This window comes from Sphingobacterium alkalisoli (genome assembly GCF_005049105.1).
GTDB lineage: Bacteria > Bacteroidota > Bacteroidia > Sphingobacteriales > Sphingobacteriaceae > Sphingobacterium > Sphingobacterium alkalisoli.
The window spans coordinates 19,252-41,322 of record NZ_SUKA01000002.1 but is presented as its reverse complement, the minus strand read 5'-3'; the positions used below and the strand labels follow the sequence as shown (position 1 = coordinate 41,322).

Below are 22,071 nucleotides of genomic sequence, written 5' to 3'. Positions count from 1 at the left end.
TGAATATTCCTAAATTGAACTTACGATATTGAAACAATTAATTCCAATGAGACAACACGTACTGGTATTTTGGTCCATTTTACTATTTAGTTCCTGTGCCGAATTCATCGAATACCCACTGGAAGACGAACAGGTTGCGTTGGTTGCTCCGATGGACCATCTGGAAACGACAGACTCCGTTATTGCCTTTTGGTGGGAACACCATGAAGATGCCAAATACTACCGTTTTCAATTGGTGTCACCTGATTTTACGGCAATCCAGTCGGCACTGATCGATTCGTCGACCTACGACAATAAAGTCGAATTCACGCTGAAACCCGGAAAATACAGCTGGCGCGTACGACCGGAAAACGACGGCAGTGTTGGCGAATACCACTATCGAGAACTTGAAATAGTTGCTGAATGAATAACAAAGCCCTCGTTTATATTTTGTTAGCCGTCGTTGTCGGCGTGTGGGGCTATGTTATCTATCGGGTATTTAGTGCCGTATCCGGAGACGAAGAGCAAATAATTACGAGCAGCAGACCCATTTCCATCGCCCCACAGGATCTCGAATACTATACCATCAAAGACAGTGCATCCCTTTTACTATCCTACCGGGATCCCATATACAATAGCACAGATGTGCTGGATGAGGAGATTTTAGAAACAGAAACTATCGATCCCTATACATCCGATCCATATGCCGTCTATGTGGAGCCCGAGCCTCAGATCGATATCAGTTATCAGGGTTTTATTGAGAATGAGTCCAACAAGAAACGGATTGCGATGGTTACGATAGCAGGTCAGCAATATATGATGGCAAAAGGCGATCGGCAGCAGGAAATTACTGTTCGTAATATACAGGCCGACCGCATCATTATTACACACAAAAACGAAACAAAAACGATATTTAAATGAAGTTTACAGGAAGTCTTATTTTCTTGATCACATGCTGTACCCATTTATGGGCACAAGATTATTTGGGTGTCATGGACAATAATAAGGTGACCATCCATACGGAAGATCATCATAAAATTATCTTCCAGACGAAAGAAATACACAAAAAGACCTCGCCCGACAACACTTATTTCTGGTATGCTTCCCGCAAAATCCATGAAACACAGGGCGACTATTCGGGTAAATTACTGCATGGAGACTACCTGCGTTATTACCCGGATAATGATCTGGCGACCAAAGGTCAATTTAAGAAAGGCCTAAAAACCGGAACCTGGACCGAATGGAATGCTACCGGCATCCTCAAAAAACAAAGCCAGTGGAAAAAAGGCAAAGAGACCGGGGCATATAGTCTATACGACGACAAAGGCAATACTTCGGAAATGGGGCAGCTCAAAGCCGGCAGACGAAATGGAAAAGTCGTTATGCGTTTACCGCAGGATAGTACATTTTCTACCACCTACTATCAAGAAGGCAACGAAATCTCCAAAGAAGCTTACATCGATCAGAATATCTTCCGACGGTCAGCTCATTATCTCGGACAGCAATGGCAAAAATTGTTTTCGAAAAAAAACAAGTAAGTAAAAAGCTGACTGCTTCGGCGCTGCAGCTTACATTGATCATCTCGTTGATCATTACTATTATCCTTGGTTCGCTGATCTATCTCTATAGCTTTTACCGGCAAGAAGATAGCAAGATCCAGCATCAGGACCGTTTATTAAACCTTATTACCTCGGGTTTCGAACTTTCCAAATCGGTGTATCTTTCTCCCAGTGACACCGTATGGGCCGATGTGCTGTATGCAGGCGACAGCCTGCGTGTGCAGAAAGAAAATTGGGGGCTGTACGACAGAGTAACTTTGACGGCCATTTATCAGCACGACAGCATTAAGCGTGCTTTCCTGCTCGGTCTGGAAAGCATCGACAGTACCGTACTGTATGTTTCTGATGAAGACCGTAACCTATCAGTAAGCGGCCGTACCACGATTATCGGCACCGCTTACCTGCCTCAAGCCGGCATCAAACCCGCATTCGTTGACGGCAAGTTTTTCGATGGCAAAGAAGAAATTATCGAAGGCAAAAAGAAGTTCAGCGAGCGTGCTTTACCCGCCATCGATAAGCAACGCTTGCAGCCGTTAGCCGAAGGATTGGATAGCAGCACTTTTTTGAGCCCTTCGATGCTACAATTTCCACAGCATTTTCGTTCCTTTAAGGAGCCTACGCAATATGTTTACAGCGAAGCAGCGCTATTGCTTTCTAATCAAGCAATAGAAGGCAATATCATGCTATCCAGCGACACGCTGATCCATATTACTGCCGACTGCACCCTAGAACATATCATCTGCATCGCCCCTACCATACGAGTCGACAAGGGCTTTCGTGGAAGTGTACAACTCTTCGCTACAGACTCCCTTATTGTGGGCGATGAAGTACACCTCTCGTATCCATCTGCCTTGGTATTATTTGCCGAAGACGAAGAGTTCCGCAGAGCGTTAAAGATAGGCAAAGATGGCTCCATCGCTGGGAGTGTCCTGCTTTATGAAGAAAAGCGGAGTTCCGTACCCCACATGCTGAGCCTAGGCGAAAACAGTTTAGTAACTGGCGAGCTCATTGCATTTGGGATGCTCAAATACACGAAACCCTTAACCGTAAGAGGCAGCACGTACTGTTATCGTTTTATTACGCAGACCCCCAGCTCCCTGTACGAGAACTTCCTGATCGATATCAACCTTGATCGATCAGCACGCCACCCCTTCTTCCTGCAGAGCTATGCCTGGCAAAAAGAAGAAAAGAATATTCCGAATAGTATACTAACCTGGCTGGAATGAAGACGATGAAGATAACGCGACGAAGATTAAAAGCCTCTACGTTGGTCGAGGTACTAATTGCGATGGTCATCCTGCTCAGTGTGTTTGCCGTAGGCATGATGATCTTTGCTAACTTAACCAGCAGTACCCAGTCCCGGGAATCCAAAACCATTCAGGCCCAGATGCAGGATATCCTATTTCAATACCGACAAGACGAAGACATTCCGCCTACCCAGACGATCGGTAGCGTGGTTTATTACCTCGAAGAAGAACCTCTCACGGCATACCCCGACCTCACAAAAGTAACTGTCTACGCCGAACGCCTCGCCGACCATGCCGTGGTCGACAGTCTTATCGAGATTCAACTTAGATTGCCACACCTTCGTACCTCAGGTTCGCAATGACGCGGAGATTGTACGTCTTCACTAACACTATCATCGTCATTGCGAGGAGGTACGACGTGGCAATCTTTCTGGCAAAAGCACAGATTGCCGCGTCGCCATGCTCCTCGCAAAGACGTGCTTTTTAGCCATCGTGTCATCGCAAGAAGATACCATCCCTACGTTCATTGCGAGGAGGTACGACGTGGCAATCTTTCTCGACGAATGAAAACAAAAAAACTTTAAATTACACGCTTTATATTTATTTTTACGCATGCGACACCATCGACATCAATTAGCAGCCTTTACCCTACTGGAAGTAACCATAGCGATGTTGCTTGTTGCGATATTAAGCGCATTTGCCTATTACGCCTTTTCAACCTTTAACCGCTTACTATCCGATCAGCAGATAAAAAAAAGAGATCAATATTCCGTTGACCTTTTCCGACACCGAATCAAGGTAGACAGCTATCGTGCCGACAGCATATTTTTAGATCAGGCAGTGTTACGTCTTAAAGATTCCGTAGGATACATCGATTATACGTTTTTAGATTCCCTTATCCTCCGCGAGCAGTATGCATTGCGTACCGATAGCTTTCTGATCAGCTATGACATACCCCAGTATGATTTTGTAAACAGCGGAAATTTCGAAAGCAACCTGATCCAGTCGTATACCATCCCATTGCAGATCGACGATAAAATCGTACCTTTACATATATACAAACAATATTCATCCCTACAGTTAACCGGAGTTATTCCCATCGAGTAGAGCCTATGTCGCAGATTGATATTTCATCCTATAAAAAGAAGAAAGCAGTTTCGTCCGAAAAGGCGCCTTCGTTTGATCTGTTGGCATTGCTCAATAAAGATATCAGCTTTGGCAGCAAGCAGCTGGGCGACCGAAAGAAGGAAGAGTTCTACATCGAGCTAAGTATGCTTTTATTATCCGGGGTCGATCTGAAGACCGCCTTCGAATTGGTGCTTATCGATCAAAAAAAGACAAAAGAAGGGCAGCTCTTCCATGAAATCCGGGAGCAGGTATTGCAGGGCGATCCCCTTTCCGAGGCCTTACGCAAAAAAAGAGGGAAATTTAGCGATTACGAATATTACGGCATACAGATCGGTGAAGAAACCGGAAAGTTAGGCGAAGTGCTCAAAGAGCTGGCCGATTATTATAAAAATAAGATTGCGCAGCGACGCAAGATTATTTCCGCTCTCACCTATCCGCTGATCGTGTTGTGTACCTCTATGGGGGCCGTATTCTTTATGCTCAAGTTTGTGGTACCGATGTTTGCCGATGTGTTCACCCGATTTGGCGGGGAGCTGCCTTGGATTACCGGCTTTATCCTCGATGTATCCAATTTTTTAGATCAAACCTTTTGGTGGGCCATGTTGTTCTTTGCCGTAATTGCCTTTGGACTATACAGCAGCAGAAAGAAGGTATGGTACCGCAAGTGGTCATCTACCATACTCCTTAAGCTTCCCGTTGCTGGCGATATTATCCGTAAGATCCATTTGGCTCGCTTTGCCAATACGATGCGGCTGCTGGTAAGCACAAATACCCCCTTGTTGCAGGCCATACAACTGGTACGGCAGATGTCGGATTTCTATCCCATTCAACAATCCCTGCTGCAGACCGAAGATCTTATCCTTCACGGTGAGAGTTTGCACAACAGTTTGGCAAAATTTGATTTCTATCCCGGTAAGATTGTGCAGCTGATCAAAGTAGGTGAAGAAGTAAACCGACTGGATTTCTTTTTCGATAAGATTGCTACCCAGCTCACCGAGGAAGTGGAATACAAGACCTCCACTATTTCTACGGTGCTTGAGCCATTGATCATTATTTTTTTAGGACTGGTTGTGGGGTTGATTTTGATCGCTATGTACCTACCAATGTTCCAGATGAGTAATAGTTTTTAGAACAAAGTATTGACGATATATAAAACACAAGCTTGTATACTTATTCATATCACAACATCAATAAAAAAACATGAAACTAAACATTGTATTATTATTTTTTGGCCTAGCGCTAGTCACAAAGGCGCATGCACAAAGCAGTGCAGATTATTTAGTCACTAGCGTTACCTTTCCAAGTGATTATCAAGTCGGTGATTACATTGAGTTTGCCAAAGCAACTCCTATCGCAGTAGGAGCGTCGGGGCATTATGAAATCTCTATTGCTTATACCAGGGGGAACATCGCTGCCGCTGCTACTCACATAGCCTCTTCGAAACATTCCAATCCTAACCGCTGGCTTGAGGCGGGCAGAATAAATAATAATGTATATACGGCAAATGGTGTAAATTTTACTGTCGACCATAACACATCAACCAGAGCATTTCGTATACGTGCAATTAATACGTTGGGTATTAATACGAATTTAAAAGTAGATATTAAGATACGTTCTATTAATTTCAATACAAGTTTTTCGACCTACAACATTACGGGAACAGAAACCCAATCGGTGAACCTACTACCCATGACTTTTGATTGGGACCTTATCGTTGGTAATACGTCTATAGACGGTAGCGGTAAATTGGCCATAAAGGTCATCAGCAATGGCAATGTAGGAATTGGAACAGCTACTCCTACAGAAAAACTTTCCGTTAAGGGTAACATCAGAGCACAAGAAATTAAGGTAGAGACTGCCAATTGGCCAGATTATGTTTTTGAACCCGAATACAAGAAAATATCTTTAGATAGTTTGGAACAGTTTATTTCAACGCATAAACATTTGCCAAATATTCAGCCAGCTAAAGAAGTAATCGATAACGGTATCGCACTGGGTGAACTCAATAAAATCCTTGTCGAAAAAATTGAAGAGCTGACCTTATACCTCATTGATCAACACAAACAAATCAAAGCGTTACAAGAAGAAGTTAATGGATTAAAGAAATAAAAAAGCTTTATAGTCTTCGACTGATCGTTTATACTGAATAACACCCCCCCCTAACACTTTGTTATTCAGTATAATATTTAACCCAAACCTCATCCCTGAAGGCTTCTTAAAAAATAGCTCTAAAACATCACTTTATCAAAGGGGATGTTTAACGGAAGGTACTCGACATCTTTAGAACCTGTAATTACAATATTGTTGTCATCTATTTTTATTCCTTTATACATTTCTAGAAAAAACTCAATACCTTTTTTGCTTTTGTCAATATTCTTGTCAAAAACAACTATTCCATTCTTTTCCAATGTGAACTTCGAATACATACAAATTCTCCAATTTTTAAGATAATCCATTAACTAAACTCAATAAAAATATTTTCTTCTGCTTCCCGCTGTCTCACTAAGCACTTCATCAATATATCTATTGCATAAATAGCCCTACCGATATGGTTGATCCGATAATCAATTTTGTAATTTCGATTGTTATGAGATAAAACAATATAATTGGATCTTCGCTTGATAAATTTTTTCACTTGTGGTTCGACATACCATTCTTTAAGAATACCGTCTATTACTTCTTCTAGAGAAATAATAATATCTTCAATGCTACTTCCACTTATTAAAACACTATCCGTTATGGGTATGTTAAGTTTTGTAAGTGTTCGAAAAATATTATAAAAAATTAAAGAAGACCAGAAATCCTCCATTATAAATTCTTCTTTACTACATATGAATTTTTCAATTTTATATGCCATGATATATCCTATCTATAAGGTATTACGTGCTTGATGATTTCTCCTTGCTGGGGCGGGTTTGTAACCTGTGCCAATATTTCCCGCTTCTGAAGTTCTGCCAATTCAAAAAACCTTTTCCTCCGCTATAATCTATGGCACTACTATACTTCCAATAATGTGGTTTCGAAACAACCTGATCAACAGGATTATTGGGAATATAGTCAACTTTTTGATCAATCACATCAACGCTCCAAAGCTCAATTGGTTTGTTGTGCTGTTGCCAAAATTGATAGTCCTGTCCGATTTTCCTACCCGATCGACCCATCATCCAAAGAATCTATTCTTTTCTACTCTCCTGCGGATTTTCCCGAATGGCTGACTATAGACTCTTAGCTGTAAAACGCCTAAAATCCAGCAATATTAAATATTAAATGTACATAGCTTGGCATGATGCTCCATGCATACAACAACATCCCTTTCTCCTTTATACAGTATCGCAAAGAGTTTACCAACTCATCACAGTAAATTTCACGTACAAATACATCTATCCAATTTACTGTAGCAAAACTCGTAAAGTACATACCTTCCGGATTATGAAACTTGCATTTTCTGGACATTTACCTAAAATAATAAAAACGCACGATAATTAAAAGTAAGAGGCAGCTGGAAATGAGGGAAGAAACATAAAGCACCGGAAACATTCCAGCGCTAGCCTTGGAATCCACGCTCGAACCTTGCTCCATCCCCCATCTGGATCAAATCCGCTAACCGGATTATTACCCATGCCTACATACGGCGAATAGTACTGTCCTGTCCATACGGATCGACACTTAGCCAACGTCCTATCGCAGGATCATAATTACGAAGATAGAAATTATTCCAACCTGTTTATTCGGAACGTGTCTATTTTTAATTGCCCTCATGAGCCACTCCGTTGGTTCACCATCTTTTTCAGCATATTCACCCTGATAGCCATAACGCGATGGTATACTGTAGTTCGCTACCAAATGGATAGTAACAAAGCACGAAGCGACGAAGCCATGAGTGGCTTATAAACACATATTAAATACACTAATAATCGATATTGCACATCATATCGGCAATTACTTTATTGAAAGTTATTTAAGTGATTAATAATTTTTAAAGCGATATCCTTTCCATGATCTCTTTCAACATCCTCTCTATTTATAATATGCCACTCTTGATTTTTAGCATGAACCAAATAGGTATTCGCAAAAATTTCGGCTTCTTTTTTCTCTTTATCACTCCAGTTACGATCCTCCATCTTTAAGAATTCAAGCCTTTCTTTCCACCTTTCATATTTATAATACTTATCAGAAGATTTAATTTTAACAGATGACAAATCACAATTATCACTAAATGTCAAATCTTCTAATTCTGCATTTACAAATGAAACATTTTTCATTTCATTTCTTTTAGGTATTCCATAATTAGAATAGTCAACCTGTAATGGAAATCCGCCTCTGAACCAGATATCCTTCAAATTCCCTTCAAAACAGCAACTTTCAAATGATGATCCAAAAAAATCTATGCTGTTAATCTTGCAATTTTTAAAAGACACCCCTACAAACTCAGGTCTAATAAAAATTGTTTTAAAAAAATTACAGTCCTCAAAGACACATTCTGAAAAGCTAGTACCTCCATCACCTAAGGATGCATAATTAAATTTACAATTCTTGAAATAACATTCCTTGAAAATATTTTTATGATCTGAAAATTTTGAAAAATCTACTTTTTCAAAATTGCATTTTTCAAATAAAGAATTCTCAATCCAACAATCTTTAAATGAAGAAAATGTAAGATCAGCATTTTGAAGTTCTAACTTTGCAATCGTTCTTTCATTTATAATGATGCCTCTTAAATCAAGTTTTCCGTCAACAAATTCATATGTATTAATTCGTGATTGAACATTTCCACCTTTTAATAAATCATTAATCTTATTGAGGATAAACCTCAATTGAGGTTCCACTTCCCATCTTTCAATTAAATATTTTTTTGTCATATTGTATTTATTGTGTCAATAAAAGTGTTCCTCCTGACCCGTATTTGTTAACATGATTTTGCCACTCGCCTAGTGTAGTTATATCCCACCATTGTAATGTCTTAGGATCAACGAAATCTGCACCTCTTGAATAGTTGCTTTTAAGGTGTTTTAATGCAGGATCATTTACAATATAACCTCTGGCTCTTACATCAATACGATTTCCCCTGTACATTGGCCTTAGATTTGGATGTCGCTGAAGAGCTTTTAATTGTCTTATAGTAAATGCAGCATCTCCAAGCGCATCTACTTCTTGAGCAGCTCTTGTGACATGAGCTTGCAATCTAGATGTTACAGTCTTAGTGGCAACATTTTTTGAGAAAGTTTGTAGAACAGCATTAGCGATTTTGGAGGTTTGATCATATGCGATCATGTATAACTCTAATCCACTTTGTACAAAATCTATCGCTGCACCGCCATAATTTCCTGCTACAAGTTTATCACCACTTTTTAAACTAGTACCAACAAAAGGAGTGTTATCAGCAAACTGCCGACCTAAAGAAACTCCTCCAGTATAATGTCCCCTGATAGTACCGTCGTCAGAAAGAGTATTAAATCCCCATTCACTACCGCTCTTCATCAACCTAGAGGGGCTTTCGCCTGCTATCCAGGAATCCATACGACGAATCCACGCCCCCACCTTGCTCCATCCTCCATCTGGGTCAAATCCACTCACCGGATTATTGCCCATGCCTACATACGGCGAATAGTACTGCCCATATGGATCGATACTCAGCCAACGTCCTATCGCAGGATCGTAATTACGAAGATAGAAATTATTCCAACCAGTTTCACCATCTTTTTCAGCATATTCGCCCTGATAGCCATAGCGTGATGGTATACCTGCAGTCTGTAACTCGCTTCCAAATGGATAATAGTCTGCCGAATACACGACATCTGCTGTGCCGTTGCTCAGTTTATTGCGGTTAATGATAGCCCGCACCGAACCCACATGATCGGTTAGCTGATAACGGTAGACATTCCCGCTACGGTAAAAGATCCCGGACGGGATGGGCTGTTCGATCAGCTGGCTACCGTTGTATACGTTGCCATCTACATACCAAGTCGTGACATTCTGCAGGTGATCCTGTTTCTTAATACGGTTACCACCCTCATCATAAACAAAACTCAGGACGGCATTGGTTTTCGCTGCATCGCTATAGATTTTAGTCACCTTGCCGAAGGCATCATAGTCCAGGTACTTGCTCAAGCTACCTTTGGTTTCACTCGCCAGTTGTCCCAGGGCATCGTAAGTATAGGATGCGTAATTGCTTACACTAGCAAGTTTGTTGGTATTGGCCGTATAGTTGTACTGATAGTTTGCCAATACCGACCCGCTCGAATTCGTCCGTGTCAGGGTCTTAATATTTCCATGTGCATCGTATGTTAAGTTTTTCTCCTGATTGGCATTAGCTGTAGCGGTAAAAGAACCTGCCGTAAAATTCGGTGCTCCCCAATTGTTCTGCATCAGTTGATAATTGCTATCGTACACATAGGTGTTCATCACAGGATTATTTGGTCCGGCTACCGAAGATGGTTTCAGGGAATGCCAGCTTATGCCATTCATTAAGCCCGAGTAACGCTGTGGTGTACCTCCTGTTTGTATGCTAGTTATATTGGTGTTCGCCCGCTTGTAATCACCCGTATGATATTCAAGGTTGAAACCAAAAACATCTGGAGCAAAATCATTGGCCGATCCATCTTTTCCCGGATCTTTACTTTTTTCTGCATGGTTAACGGTTTTTAATTTACCATCAGCAGTATAAACGTAGTCTATACCCTGTAAATTACCCGCTAGTTCAATACGTTTTAATGGGCCATGCAAATAATACTGGTATTTTGCATGCACCAGCTTAGAACTGGGATTATCTACCGTATTGGTGTATACGGTGGCCAGTCTCCGATCTTTATCATATTCATAATAGTAAGCCATGAACTCGGCAGGCACATGCCTTTGGTAAACTTGTTTGATCATGGCGCCAAATTCGTCGTAGCTGAAATCGGTGGTTTTGTACCCTAGGCCGTTCACATATTTGATCTGCCAGTCCAGCTGTCCTTCTGCGTTGTAATTGAACCAACTCCTGCTGATCAGATTTTGTTCGCTCGCTGTATTATTTACTATACTGCTATATTTTTCCGAGACACTTACCGCGCCTCTGAGGTAATAGCTATCCTGCGCGTAATAATTGCTACCATGTGTGGCATCAGGGACATCATACCTGTAACGCACTACATCGTATTTCGTACCGTTTGGTAGTCCGCCATAGACGTCTGTGGCTTCCAAAATATTACGCATCGCACTGGCCGTACTCAGATCGGCGTTGAAAGCAAGCGTGGTACCAGATGGCTTAAACTCACCTACTTCGATCAGCCTTCCCCGAATATCATAATTACTGTAGCTAAATCTGCCATCTGCCCGCTGTTTGGCATTCTGCGAAAAGCGAATGTTTCCATCCTTTCGGTATACAAACTCACTGGCACCTGCTTCGTCGGGATTTTTCTGCCAGACCAAACGGCCCTGTCTATCATATCTGTACAAGGTAATGAATGGAATTGTCTCCCTGTTTGCAGGGCTATAGCTACCGATACCTCCTGCAATGAGTTGTTTAACGCCTTCTGGAGCAATACTAGCCACAAGCTCACCATGCTGGTTATAAAAATTGTAACTCAAATCCTTGAATCCGAGGCTGGTCTGTATTACTATTGGATTTCCCGATCTGTTCTTAAAACTATACCAACCTGGCATTATATTATTCCCCGCTTGTACATAATTAATCTTTTGACCTGTTATCAAATTGTCAATTTCAACATCTACAGGTTCGTTAAAAACAGGAAAAACCGAAATGGAACCATTTTCAGGTAATCCGAAATAATTCAGACCAGAAGTAAAAGTGTTCTCAACCATAAGGTCTGAACCAAAACTTCCTGATACTAAAACAGATCCACCCAAACTAATCGTAAACGAGGACTTGCCGTCAGCATCTACGGCTACGGTCATTTGTGCCGGTTGGCCAGCACTACCGTCTAAATTTTGCCCTAGCTCAGTCTGGTCAAAAATCTTCTTTCGAACTGACCAATAATGGCTCAACTCATTGTTTACAGGCACAGAATATATATATCCTTCATGCCCTGCTCCCATTCTATATGCATCGCCTGGACCACCAGATCTGGTTGGTATCCCTGAACCATCGTACGCATACGCTTGCCGACTGTACGGATAATCTGTAACATCATTAAAAGGCTCCCAGGAATTGTTAGGTCCGTAATACCACCCGAGTGTTCCAACGGTGTTCTTGCTTCCGACAGGATCGGGTTGGTGGATTTTATCAATATAGGGCCCTCCACTTTGGTAACGGTCAAAATTCTTGAAATCATAAGCTGTTCCCGACGTATTCTGTACAAAGTCTGCCTTGTAGGCAAATTCAGAATTATTGGTCGGCGCCGTCAGGGTTTGTAGCGAAGCTCTACCCGCAGCGTCGTAGACAACCTGCGAGGCTAATACATGTCCTTTCTCAGTTTCCTTATATTGAGCTTGCAAGGCTCTGCCGTTATTGTCATAGAAGGATTTTTGTTCGGATATGACTAACCCGCTTGCGTCGAAACCACGGGTTTGAATCCAATTCATATCCAGATTAGAAGCTGGATTGCTCGGAGCTGACGGTATAGTATAAGAGTTTTCTATTTTTAAATTGACCAGACTTCCCTGCTGAAAATGGGTTCCCGTCCTGAGGACAATAGATTTCCCGCTAACCGCATTAAAAACTTGACCTTGGCCAATTACCAAAGAAGTGGCTGGTGCAGCCGGAAAAGTTAGCGCCTCGGTACTTTTTATATTCTGGCCCCATACTGGTGAAAGTATAGAAAGGCATAGCGAAAAGATTAAAATCTCCTTCCAATCTCTCAAAATTCTTAGTTGTTTTAAAATCATACCAATGCTTACTGATTTTGATCTAGAACTGCTCCCCTCATTTGAGAAGGAAATCTTTTATTCATCTGATCATTTGTCTTACTTCTTGAAGTGTTGGCTGCCCTTCTTTTTTTTCCTAGATTTACCCACACCCTATATTCATCATCAGTCAATAGGCGCTGTATAGATTCGTTCTGCTCTTTCATAAGAGAAATGGTTTTATTTTGCTTCTGCTTAGGAGAAAGTGAAGAATCGGCTGTATTCGCTTGAATACTTTCTCCAAAACTAGTTAAGATGTCTAGTAGCTTTCCAGCTTTTTCTGAAGAAATAGCAAGGTCTGCCTTGATACGATTCACAACGTTGGCATTTGACTGCTTGGGGGAAGTCTGCGCTACAAGTTTTACACTTTGAAAAGCCAGCGTGAAAGCGACAAAAATGATAATTAAAAGCTTCTTTTTCATATTTTCAGAATTAATACTTAGTAGCTAAAGGAGTATAATAACCAGGGCCTGAAGAATTACGCGATAGCAGACGGTAATCGTAATTATACACTTCGGTTCCTAACCCAATAGTATGGTTTTCCCAGTAAGAATACTGTTCATAAACTATAATTTGTGGTTCGACTAAAACGGAGTTTACCCCTTGTGAAGCAATAATATTTATTGAACTTTGACCACCCCAAGAACCATATTGATCTTGTGAAGTATAACTATTTTCATAGGTCAATGGTAAACTGGAAGGCAACTGTGCAGGCGATGTACAGGATATATCCCAGTAAAAACGTATGTAGATATCCGCCTTTGTACCACTGGAACCTTCATTATATGGAGGATAAGTATTGTTATAATAGGAATAGTTTTCAATTTCTACACGCGCATATACTGTGTAATTATCCGCTTCTACGGGAATCGGTTTACCATAATTATACAGGTATTCCGAAGTCTTGAACGCCCCCATTCCCATTTTCTCCATATAGGTCGCTTTCAATCGTCCCATCTGATCGTACTCGTATTTCGTGAAAAGATTATTATTATCCAATACATACGTCAATTCTCCGGAAAAATTATCGTAGACATAGGCTGTCGACGACGCATCTACAGGCTGAAACCTAAAATCGTCCACGTATACTATTCCGGAAGCATTGTTCTGCACATATACAGCTAGATTTCCCGAACCATCGATATCTTGAGCTTTTATATTTAAAGTTAACAACGTCCAATCGCCTGACTTTTTTGTCGACTGGGATGAAGATATAGAACTTACAACAGGGCCTCCGTTTGCTTGGTAATATAACCTGGTATCTGAAGACGTTCCGGCTTTTACCCAGACCGACGCGGAGTAAGCACGTCCTACTGTCAACTTACTTATCGGGACAGTATATTGAAACCCACGTTGGTTTGTTCCCAGTAAAAGACTCTTTGTGCCCGAATGTGCGGCATCTGACGTCACTGTGGCACCCGATCGCTGTACCTCCAATGGATTATTACTGCTTACAGTCTCATCTTCTGCACCGCTGAATGCTAGTTCAGTATATTTCGCAGACCCTCCAGTAACATATACCTTACTAGACTTTGTCCCCATACGCGTCGCGCTATAGTTTCCATTGATATCAATACCTTCCAATGGTTTAGAATACGCATCATAGAGTGTGATAGCTCCAGTCCTTTGCCAGTTTGCATGTGAAGTTGAAGGATTGTCCCAAATGAAAGCATTAAACTGTGTGATTGGGGTTAATCCGTCTGACGTCCTAATACTCTGTAGCCAAGAATAACTGTCAGACATTCGCCACACATCTCCTGTACCATTCCAGCTACCATTGTCTTGTAATATTGTACTTCCGTCCGATAAAAGTACTGGTATCTTATTACTCCACGCCTGTGCCGTTGCATTCACCACAGCTACTTTGCTATTGGATTCATTTACTTTATAAACCACAGTACCCGCGATCTGACTTAGCATATTTGCATTCGCATTACCTGATGTATTTATCTTTAAACCCATTTTCGGATACACACGATATGCAGGCATCGTCTCAGTCAAAAATCGATTTCCATACCCATCCTCAGTTAAAACACCCGTCACGCTTCCGTTATAAAAATCAAAACTGAGATTCCGCGTCACCGTAGTTACACCGCTTATTAAATCTCGTACAGTTGTTCCTGTTTGTATACAGGGATATTCTTCTTTACCGTTAAACACAACGTATCTATCGAATGTATTTTCATTATCCTTTGGGTATAGCCGCTTACTCTCAACGACCCTTTCCTTTAATAGTCCTTGGAAATTATAAGACGCTAGTCTAGATTCATACTGCGACATAAAGCCTTCGAAAGGTTGATTATTTAAGCCGTCATGTAAGTAATGGTTAGTCACTTCATTGAGCAACTTATTATTCTCACCATAAGATCTTACAGTCATCAAATTACCTATAGAAGATAAAAATCTTTTCATGCTCTGCATCCTGCGATACCCCTTTCCTCCGACCGAAGTTGCGTCTGTATTCGTTAAGATTTCATTTTTAACAAGTTTTCTGCCTACCATATTTGCCCTTAACACATCGAAAGTATATTCTGTCTTACCCGAATAGGACCTCATAGTCATATCCCCGTTTAATACCGACGAGGAAACTGTCACATTTTCATACATAACTGCTGGAGGAGGGAGCTCTCTTGCTAGAATATATAGTTTTTCGAACCCTTGATACAACCATTTCCTATATGAATCTTTTGCTTTTCGTGTGAATCCATCCCTCAACTTCGTATTATCAAGACTGGGTAAAATAGTTGGTAGATAGGATGTGGTTCCGCTGCTTACCGCTGAATTAAATTTAGCAAACGAATATGTTGTTCTTGTGATTTCGCCGATAGTACTTGCATTCTCTATCGCAACAACTCTAACTCCACCGCCATAATTTGTTTGTATCGGATTCTTAAATACCATATTTCCAGTTACAAGCTTAAAAGTACTAGCGATTCCTTCAGGATCTGGCTTGATAATCGATGACGATCTAGCTCTTATCACATTTCCATTTTTTTGAAGTATTTCTAATTGATTTATCAAGATATTATATCTTTCGTTGACCGTCATCTCGGTAATAGTTCCCGGAAAAATCTTTCGATCTAATTGATAATGTAAAATCCCCCTATACTTACTTCCAATCGGAATTTGATCAAGAATATCGATTATACTGCCGTTTACAGTAAATTCTACCGTATAATCGTCGATTTTAATAGGATTATTCATTATCAAAGAAATATCTTCGCTAAATACTGCTTTTTCATACGTATCAGATTCATATTCTATTTTAATAGAATTTCCTATAGCATTCTTTATTTTACGTAAACTCCACGCATCTGTACCAGAAGCAGAAACCGATGTAGTTTGCTTACCCATATTATAGTTCTCTTCGACCTCTTGAGAACTATAGTCGCTTTTGTAATATCCCCAATGGTCTTTATGGGATTGAGCATAGGGTGGATTTTTAGTTTTCCTAAGAGAAATATTTTGTCCGTTTGAATGAGAAATAGTCGAATTTTTTATTTTGAAACTGTAAAATGCTCTTCCTAAAGGGTCACTAGGTACGGGATTCTCTTCTGTAACCGATTCTATTACACCTGCGAACCTTTTATCAGCACTGTATAACATATCACCCTTATTGAATATTTTTTCATAGCTTGTAAAGACAGACCCAGATTTGAATGTTACATTGTGTAATGGTGCTTCCTGGTCTGTGAAGTCATATTCAAATTCAGTTAACGGCAATAATCTGGCTCCCCCCTTACCACGCATTTCGTAACCATTCAAAGTTAATTTTCCATATTTCGAATTAGGAGACATACCGTCAAAACTATTTGTAGTATTTGCTGCTAGGCTATAATCTTGATGAAAATCAATAATTCGAACAGCTTTTTCTTCAATATTTACCCTACCTACAATATCGATATCATTTCTGTCTATAACATGCTGTAGAAACTCACAGTTCGAACAAGTCGAACTAGTAGTTGAATTGGCAGAGTTCGATAACACTGCCGATGAGTCGGAGGCATTTAACAGATAAATCTTGTTCAGCTTCAAAGAATGAACTGAATTGGTCCCATATGAACCTGCGTTTGAGCCCTGATTTGATCGTTTAGTGTAACTATCTGACGAAACGCTTTTCCCATCCAACCGAATGTCTTTTTCAAAAAGCGCAATATGTGACCGAGTTCTGATCGCATTTAAATAGTAGACCTCCTTAGTTCCAATACTCATTCCCTTAAACTCATTATCCTCATCTTGGTGAAATCCGATATCCGGATTTCGCCATACGTACCGATCCGAAAAACGTCCATACTCAAAACTTACCCAGTATCCCCAATCATTTTCATCAACTATACCGAAGGGTGCCCTATCCCTGTAATCAGGCCCAGTAATCGCTGTTAGATGCCAGGTGTAAGCATAAGGCTCTGTCTTTGTTTGTCGATTGAAAGCAAATCCTTTATCTTGTGGAATACGTTCCTGATAACTTTCCTCTTTATATGAATATGCCGGTAAGGAGAAATGATACGTCACTCCAGATTCATTGGTGATAGAGAATCCTCCTGTCAACCCCGAACGTACCGTAGATGCAGCCGAATTTCCATTTACTTCTATTCCCTTTACCCAACTTGTGTTATAACCTTTAGCATTTCTAGGTTTAATGGGAACATTATCTAATGTATAATACTCAATATGCTTTGACCCTGCCAATTTATTTCCCCCTCCATATCCGGTATTACTATCATTATTTCCGTAAATCGGGTTTGGGTCTAACGGAACAGATTCTTCATTTTGTCTAAATGAATTGGAAAAATCATTAACAAATCTAAAAAAGGGTTTATCGTTATTATACGGCGCATCAGTAGCACTTACGTCATAAGTTGTATATCTCTTACCGTTTTTGTGAATATTCTGTGATTGAACATATCCTCTAAAAAAGTATGGACGGATATTTCCTCCTAATCCCTGAGCGTTGACAGAATAAAGATCAAAATCCATATAACTCCCCCCTAGAGTTCTACGCGGGTCGGGCTCATCAACTATGCTTTTGCCTGAGGTTTCGTCAAGTAAACTATAAGAATCAAACGAACGAACATATAAATATGTTTCCATGATAGAAGGGTCTAAACTACCACTTACAAATTTACCCATGCTTTCGTCCGACCAATATCTTTGTTTGCTATATCCTAACTGCAAATTAATCCCATACCAAATAGGTATACCAAATGAAAAACCATTACTTTTTGTTGAAATATTTCCTGCATTTGAATTGTGCACCGTACTAGCTAATCCTCCTAACGAGAGTGATGGTTTATTTCCCCCACTTGAGATTGTTGCACCTAAAAGTGACCCACCCAAAGTACGTCCTGATTTAGTATGGCCTGCACCTACTCCAACACCCGCTGAGAATCCTGAAGATATTCCTGCATTTGAAATCTCCATCCCCGCATTCAAATTTGCTCCGACACTCATATTTTCAGTGACTCGCGATCCAACAGATAGCCCCACACCAACGTTTGCATAGGCATCCCCATAGGGTGAAACTCCTAATCTCATTTGTAGTCCTAACGGACTGCCCTGGGGCGCCAAGACGCCACTCACAGAATACCCTACTCCAAAACCTCTGTATGTATCATTTGAAAAATCCAATCCCACACCTACATTGCCTACCGGACCTGACAACCCTACGCTTACCCCTACACTATAATTTGTAGATGTGCCACCCTCCCAATAATCGCGCGCTACTTGAACCTGATTTTTCCAATCATCTGGATAACCGTTTACGCTTCGATTTAAGGCTCCGGGATTTAATGTCCACCCTAAGCCTACCCAACTCGCATCTTCCCCAGGGAGAATACCTGCATGATAAGATAACGATAAGGGATATCCTCCCTCAGGCCCAGGTACCTCCAACAGAGGTACATTATAGGTAAAGTCGCCTGTCTGTAGATTGACCATATCGGTGGTATCTACAGGCTCAAAACTTGAAGTCTCTGGAGTAGTAGGGCCAGATGTCAAAGCTAATGCTACTGGCGAGCTAAATAGCTCTGCAACAAATATGGTCAAGAAACATACCGCAAGCTTCTTATACCCCAGTTTTCGAATACTATTAATCATTATATATCTTAATTCAGGATGTTAACGTTAGATAAATAAGCTATGTCTTTGCTATCAAAATTGAACTTGATTTCTGCTGTTTGTAATCCGAAATCATTGATAACTAATCGAAGTTTTCTCCCATTGAGAATTTCAGATCTTTTAAAAACTACCAAGAGATCATTACTATTTGTCATTTGATAAGTCGGCTGAAAACTAGTCATGATGGGTTTAATCGCCTCTTTACTATCATCGATGAATGCACTGATAAACCGATCCATTCCGAATGAAAAGGTTTGAACGAAAGCACCATATTCTCCCTGTGGCAGTTGAGATAACAGCTCTTTGCCATTTCTAGAAAAACTCAGAATTAGATAAAGATTGCCTTTAAAACTTTCTTTATCCTTTGCTTCAGAAAGGATTAAATCATTGGGCACGAATAATGGAGTTATCTTTACTCCATTCGGGAATTCGGCCACCATTTTTAGACCATAATCTAAATCTTTAACATACTCCATAAAAGATGCTTTATCTTCGAAGGAATCCTGACGAAACGTACTGTGGCAAGCGGAAAGGGAAGTAAGCAGAGTGAAAAGTCCTACACCGCTTTTTATTCGATTGATCAATTTCATTAATTCTCCTTATTAAGTTCTTCTAAAACCTCATCAGTTTTATCCGTACCCTCTTCTGCATACGCAATGGTACCCACCTGATTCGCGATCAAAATGAATCTATATTTATGCTTCTTTCCATACTCTGTTAAGAACTTGTTTACCTTGGATATGGTCTCTTGACTCAATTTATTATTTTCTGTAACAGCATTTTGTTCTATTGCCATCTTATAATCCTCTAAGCTTTTCTGTTGCTTTTTAAGTACCTCTCGTTGGCCTTCTTTAAGGGCAGGACTTAGTGTCTTTTCTTCTCTTTCAAACTTTCGATAAGCCTCATCAAATTCCTTCTGTAATGTATCTATATTGCTTTTCCACTGTTGCGCCTTTTTCTCAAAGCTTTCGCGCGCTACAGCTGCACCTTTATATTCTTGCAATATCCTGCCTGCATCTACATACACTATTTCAGATTTTTTAAAAAATAGCATCCAAACATTCATTAACAAGATAAAACCAATAAGAACAGCTAACCTCCAAATTACTTTTGGATTAATTAATTTATTATTCATTTTTACTTTTTTATTTTTCAATTTGACACCCGGAAAAAACTCTTAAATAACTAAAATTCAACACCCCACATCCGTTGTCAATTTTAGCATAGATAAAAGTTATTTTTTTGATCTTTTGACCTTAAGTTCTGCTCACGTTACACAAGACAAACATTTTTTGAAGCACTAGTACTGAAAATTTGACTCAATAGTCGCAATTAATAATTTGGCTTAAAAATATTCAAATAAAACGGTGTGGACAAGCATTTGTCCAAAAAATAATCGACTTTCTTCTTTACATCAACAACAGCACTATCAGTTCGCAGTAATTTAACCAAATTTTTCAGCTACTCCCTCACCCTCCCCAGCACCACCCTGTACCCTTCTTTCTGATACACCAACCCACCTACAAAGTAAACTTTCTCCAAAGCAGCTAGCGCTTTGATGATGTCGCTGTATTTTCCTTGTAGGATAATTTCCTTTTGCAGTACCGACGCTGGCTTTTCGGTTGGTTGCTTGCTGCCATCGTAACTGAGTTTGACGGGCAGGCCTTCGATCGCAAGGCTTACATCCCGTAAAAAATTATTCTCGAATGCAATTGAGTCCATGCTGTAATGCTGGATAAGGGTATCCAGTTTGGCTGCCTTCTTTTGCAGTTGGTAGGCTTGGTCGCCTTGTACGCCTGAAGCACCTACAGCCCGGGTGAGCTGATTGTTTCTGCTTATTTCCGAAAAGGTCTTCGAAAACGACAGCCACCAGCAGATGATAAATACCAGCACGGCGGCCGCTATCAGCAACTTATTTTTGGATCTATAGTTTAGCTTATCCCACATCATAGCTAAAGATTATTTCCAACGAAAACACCTGCTGCTCATCGTCAAAGACCTGTGATTCGGTAAACTGGGTGATCTGCACCTGATCTACCCATGGCTCCTGATTCAGCTTCCGCACCCACTGGTTGAGGCCATCGAGTGTAGCACACTTCCCCTTCAGTACAATCTTATTTCGATTATCCTGTGTCGATACCTTTGCTCCCCTTCTACGTTCGGGTTGCGGGTTGATACGGATATCGGTAAGGGATACATAAGGCGCCTCATTAAGCGACACCCCCAATTGATCCAATAACCAGGTCTTGCTTACGCCCCCGTTCCAGCCAAGCTCCTTGAGTACGGAATCCTGCTGCGCAATTTCCTGCTGTAACTGTTCCACATCCTTCTGGGAAGAAGCCTGCTGCGTAGTCCTAGCCGACAACACCTCATTCTCGCTATAATAGTAACTGTACAACACCGTGCTAAGTACCAGAAGAATAAAAGTCGTGGCTAATAGCAATAACCCATTGTTCTTAAACTGGATCTTCGCCAGCGCTTCCTGAAAACGTTCAGTCAACCTGTCAATGGACAGGCTTCGGTCGCTTACAAATTCGTGCATCAATGTATTAAAAGCAGCGGCATAGGATCCGATGTACTGTGCATCTATGGGTCTATTACCAACTTTAAGCTGAAACTTGGCCTGCTGCTGTATATCGTACCGATAGGCATTCCATACACCTTCTTCATCCGTCTGTATGGCATGCCCTGCAAATAGGTAATGCTTATTGTAGGTATTCACCTGCTTGAGGATGGCGTCGAATACAAAAGGTCCAATAAAAAGCTGCACCACAGCAATTTGTCTTTCTTCAAGTTGAAGAAGGATCCCATCTACCCTATCCCGCTTAGCGATAGCTACCCAGAAATATTCAGTCCCTTCCAAATAGGAATAGTAAAACTTATCGGCTGAAAAATGAGGAAAAATCTGGCTAATCAGTTCTTCATCCCATTTAGTATCAGCGGTGCGCGGAATTTCCTTCACGAGAATACCCTTACCTTCGAGGTAAAGGCTAACCGGAGTAGCCGGTTCAGCAGGGCAATACGATGCGAGGTCTTCCAGCTGCGCGAAGGATTCTGTCGACACCAGGTCGATACCTTCCTTTCCAAACCGTAAATGTGAAAGCGCATAGGTATCCGCTTCCGATCCCAAGGTAGCGGAAATGCCGATAGCGGCCGGTATTCTATAATGCTTGCGTATCGCTTCCATCCCTTAAGCG

At 40.8% G+C, this 22,071-nt stretch carries 19 protein-coding genes; 8 read left to right on the top strand and 11 right to left on the bottom strand.

Annotation, left to right across the window (positions count from 1 at the left end; translation table 11 throughout):
• Positions 1 to 46: 46 nt before the first annotated feature.
• The 8 genes from FAZ19_RS05870 (at position 47) to FAZ19_RS05835 (ending at position 6,022) form a co-directional block, all read left to right on the top strand.
• Positions 47 to 406, top strand: coding sequence for a hypothetical protein (locus FAZ19_RS05870; RefSeq protein ID WP_136819798.1), 360 nt, complete (start codon positions 47 to 49; stop codon positions 404 to 406).
• The gene (locus tag FAZ19_RS05865) at positions 403 to 900 is read left to right on the top strand and encodes a hypothetical protein (protein WP_136819797.1); all 498 of its coding nucleotides are present in this window, start codon (positions 403 to 405) and stop codon (positions 898 to 900) included. The genes FAZ19_RS05870 and FAZ19_RS05865 overlap by 4 nt, the downstream gene beginning before the upstream one ends.
• The gene (locus FAZ19_RS05860; protein WP_136819796.1) at positions 897 to 1,517 is read left to right on the top strand and encodes a toxin-antitoxin system YwqK family antitoxin; all 621 of its coding nucleotides are present in this window, start codon (positions 897 to 899) and stop codon (positions 1,515 to 1,517) included. The genes FAZ19_RS05865 and FAZ19_RS05860 overlap by 4 nt, the downstream gene beginning before the upstream one ends.
• Complete coding sequence (locus FAZ19_RS05855; RefSeq protein ID WP_136819795.1) at positions 1,484 to 2,764, top strand: hypothetical protein; 1,281 nt, start codon at positions 1,484 to 1,486, stop codon at positions 2,762 to 2,764. Before FAZ19_RS05860 ends, FAZ19_RS05855 begins: the two co-directional genes overlap by 34 nt.
• Positions 2,761 to 3,147 carry a type II secretion system protein gene (locus FAZ19_RS05850; RefSeq protein WP_136819794.1) on the top strand — a complete coding sequence of 129 codons (387 nt, stop codon included), beginning with the start codon at positions 2,761 to 2,763 and terminating at the stop codon, positions 3,145 to 3,147. Before FAZ19_RS05855 ends, FAZ19_RS05850 begins: the two co-directional genes overlap by 4 nt.
• A 250-nt stretch (positions 3,148 to 3,397) precedes the next feature.
• Positions 3,398 to 3,892: a prepilin-type N-terminal cleavage/methylation domain-containing protein gene (locus tag FAZ19_RS05845; protein WP_136819793.1), complete on the top strand. Its 495-nt coding sequence runs from the start codon at positions 3,398 to 3,400 to the stop codon at positions 3,890 to 3,892.
• Between the two features lie 5 nt (positions 3,893 to 3,897).
• Positions 3,898 to 5,043 (top strand): type II secretion system F family protein, encoded by a 1,146-nt coding sequence (locus tag FAZ19_RS05840; RefSeq protein ID WP_136819792.1) that lies wholly within the window; start codon positions 3,898 to 3,900, stop codon positions 5,041 to 5,043.
• Positions 5,044 to 5,113: 70 nt separating this feature from the next.
• Positions 5,114 to 6,022, top strand: a complete 909-nt coding sequence (locus tag FAZ19_RS05835; RefSeq protein ID WP_136819791.1) for a hypothetical protein — start codon at positions 5,114 to 5,116, stop codon at positions 6,020 to 6,022.
• A gap of 119 nt (positions 6,023 to 6,141) precedes the next feature.
• Here the strand turns inward: FAZ19_RS05835 and FAZ19_RS05830 are convergent, their stop codons facing one another.
• From FAZ19_RS05830 to FAZ19_RS05780, 11 genes are all read right to left on the bottom strand, one after another.
• Positions 6,142 to 6,339, bottom strand: coding sequence for a hypothetical protein (locus FAZ19_RS05830; RefSeq protein WP_136819790.1), 198 nt, complete (start codon positions 6,337 to 6,339; stop codon positions 6,142 to 6,144).
• Positions 6,340 to 6,368: 29 nt separating this feature from the next.
• On the bottom strand, positions 6,369 to 6,770 hold the full coding sequence (locus FAZ19_RS05825; RefSeq protein WP_136819789.1) for a hypothetical protein: 402 nt from the start codon (positions 6,768 to 6,770) through the stop codon (positions 6,369 to 6,371).
• Positions 6,771 to 6,792: 22 nt separating this feature from the next.
• Entirely contained in the window at positions 6,793 to 7,077 is a 285-nt protein-coding gene (locus FAZ19_RS24070) for a hypothetical protein (protein WP_211245442.1), read from the bottom strand.
• A gap of 780 nt (positions 7,078 to 7,857) precedes the next feature.
• Positions 7,858 to 8,772 (bottom strand): pentapeptide repeat-containing protein, encoded by a 915-nt coding sequence (locus tag FAZ19_RS05815; RefSeq protein ID WP_136819788.1) that lies wholly within the window; start codon positions 8,770 to 8,772, stop codon positions 7,858 to 7,860.
• Positions 8,773 to 8,779: 7 nt separating this feature from the next.
• Positions 8,780 to 12,739 (bottom strand): RHS repeat domain-containing protein, encoded by a 3,960-nt coding sequence (locus FAZ19_RS05810; RefSeq protein ID WP_136819787.1) that lies wholly within the window; start codon positions 12,737 to 12,739, stop codon positions 8,780 to 8,782.
• A gap of 8 nt (positions 12,740 to 12,747) precedes the next feature.
• Entirely contained in the window at positions 12,748 to 13,179 is a 432-nt protein-coding gene (locus tag FAZ19_RS05805) for a hypothetical protein (protein WP_136819786.1), read from the bottom strand.
• Positions 13,180 to 13,189: 10 nt separating this feature from the next.
• Complete coding sequence (locus FAZ19_RS05800) at positions 13,190 to 18,853, bottom strand: carbohydrate binding domain-containing protein (RefSeq protein WP_136819785.1); 5,664 nt, start codon at positions 18,851 to 18,853, stop codon at positions 13,190 to 13,192.
• A gap of 8 nt (positions 18,854 to 18,861) precedes the next feature.
• On the bottom strand, positions 18,862 to 19,464 hold the full coding sequence (locus FAZ19_RS05795; RefSeq protein WP_136819784.1) for a hypothetical protein: 603 nt from the start codon (positions 19,462 to 19,464) through the stop codon (positions 18,862 to 18,864).
• On the bottom strand, positions 19,464 to 20,009 hold the full coding sequence (locus tag FAZ19_RS05790; RefSeq protein ID WP_136819783.1) for an OmpH family outer membrane protein: 546 nt from the start codon (positions 20,007 to 20,009) through the stop codon (positions 19,464 to 19,466). The genes FAZ19_RS05795 and FAZ19_RS05790 overlap by 1 nt, the downstream gene beginning before the upstream one ends.
• Positions 20,010 to 20,335: 326 nt before the next feature.
• Positions 20,336 to 20,824 carry a hypothetical protein gene (locus FAZ19_RS05785; protein WP_136819782.1) on the bottom strand — a complete coding sequence of 163 codons (489 nt, stop codon included), beginning with the start codon at positions 20,822 to 20,824 and terminating at the stop codon, positions 20,336 to 20,338.
• Positions 20,811 to 22,061, bottom strand: a complete 1,251-nt coding sequence (locus FAZ19_RS05780) for a hypothetical protein (RefSeq protein ID WP_136819781.1) — start codon at positions 22,059 to 22,061, stop codon at positions 20,811 to 20,813. The genes FAZ19_RS05785 and FAZ19_RS05780 overlap by 14 nt, the downstream gene beginning before the upstream one ends.
• Positions 22,062 to 22,071: the final 10 nt, after the last annotated feature.

What these genes read in the sequence shown, in the direction of transcription:
- FAZ19_RS05800 (WP_136819785.1), bottom strand. Translation starts at nt 18,853, where the DNA reads ATGATTAATAGTATTCGAAAACTGGGGTATAAGAAGCTTGCGGTATGT.
- FAZ19_RS05830 (WP_136819790.1), bottom strand. Translation starts at nt 6,339, where the DNA reads ATGTATTCGAAGTTCACATTGGAAAAGAATGGAATAGTTGTTTTTGAC.
- FAZ19_RS05845 (WP_136819793.1), top strand. Translation starts at nt 3,398, where the DNA reads ATGCGACACCATCGACATCAATTAGCAGCCTTTACCCTACTGGAAGTA.
- FAZ19_RS05865 (WP_136819797.1), top strand. Translation starts at nt 403, where the DNA reads ATGAATAACAAAGCCCTCGTTTATATTTTGTTAGCCGTCGTTGTCGGC.
- FAZ19_RS05815 (WP_136819788.1), bottom strand. Translation starts at nt 8,772, where the DNA reads ATGACAAAAAAATATTTAATTGAAAGATGGGAAGTGGAACCTCAATTG.
- FAZ19_RS05810 (WP_136819787.1), bottom strand. Translation starts at nt 12,739, where the DNA reads ATGATTTTAAAACAACTAAGAATTTTGAGAGATTGGAAGGAGATTTTA.
- FAZ19_RS05840 (WP_136819792.1), top strand. Translation starts at nt 3,898, where the DNA reads ATGTCGCAGATTGATATTTCATCCTATAAAAAGAAGAAAGCAGTTTCG.
- FAZ19_RS24070 (WP_211245442.1), bottom strand. Translation starts at nt 7,077, where the DNA reads ATGATGGGTCGATCGGGTAGGAAAATCGGACAGGACTATCAATTTTGG.
- FAZ19_RS05860 (WP_136819796.1), top strand. Translation starts at nt 897, where the DNA reads ATGAAGTTTACAGGAAGTCTTATTTTCTTGATCACATGCTGTACCCAT.
- FAZ19_RS05780 (WP_136819781.1), bottom strand. Translation starts at nt 22,061, where the DNA reads ATGGAAGCGATACGCAAGCATTATAGAATACCGGCCGCTATCGGCATT.
- FAZ19_RS05870 (WP_136819798.1), top strand. Translation starts at nt 47, where the DNA reads ATGAGACAACACGTACTGGTATTTTGGTCCATTTTACTATTTAGTTCC.
- FAZ19_RS05790 (WP_136819783.1), bottom strand. Translation starts at nt 20,009, where the DNA reads ATGAATAATAAATTAATTAATCCAAAAGTAATTTGGAGGTTAGCTGTT.
- FAZ19_RS05850 (WP_136819794.1), top strand. Translation starts at nt 2,761, where the DNA reads ATGAAGACGATGAAGATAACGCGACGAAGATTAAAAGCCTCTACGTTG.
- FAZ19_RS05825 (WP_136819789.1), bottom strand. Translation starts at nt 6,770, where the DNA reads ATGGCATATAAAATTGAAAAATTCATATGTAGTAAAGAAGAATTTATA.
- FAZ19_RS05795 (WP_136819784.1), bottom strand. Translation starts at nt 19,464, where the DNA reads ATGAAATTGATCAATCGAATAAAAAGCGGTGTAGGACTTTTCACTCTG.
- FAZ19_RS05835 (WP_136819791.1), top strand. Translation starts at nt 5,114, where the DNA reads ATGAAACTAAACATTGTATTATTATTTTTTGGCCTAGCGCTAGTCACA.
- FAZ19_RS05855 (WP_136819795.1), top strand. Translation starts at nt 1,484, where the DNA reads ATGGCAAAAATTGTTTTCGAAAAAAAACAAGTAAGTAAAAAGCTGACT.
- FAZ19_RS05785 (WP_136819782.1), bottom strand. Translation starts at nt 20,824, where the DNA reads ATGATGTGGGATAAGCTAAACTATAGATCCAAAAATAAGTTGCTGATA.
- FAZ19_RS05805 (WP_136819786.1), bottom strand. Translation starts at nt 13,179, where the DNA reads ATGAAAAAGAAGCTTTTAATTATCATTTTTGTCGCTTTCACGCTGGCT.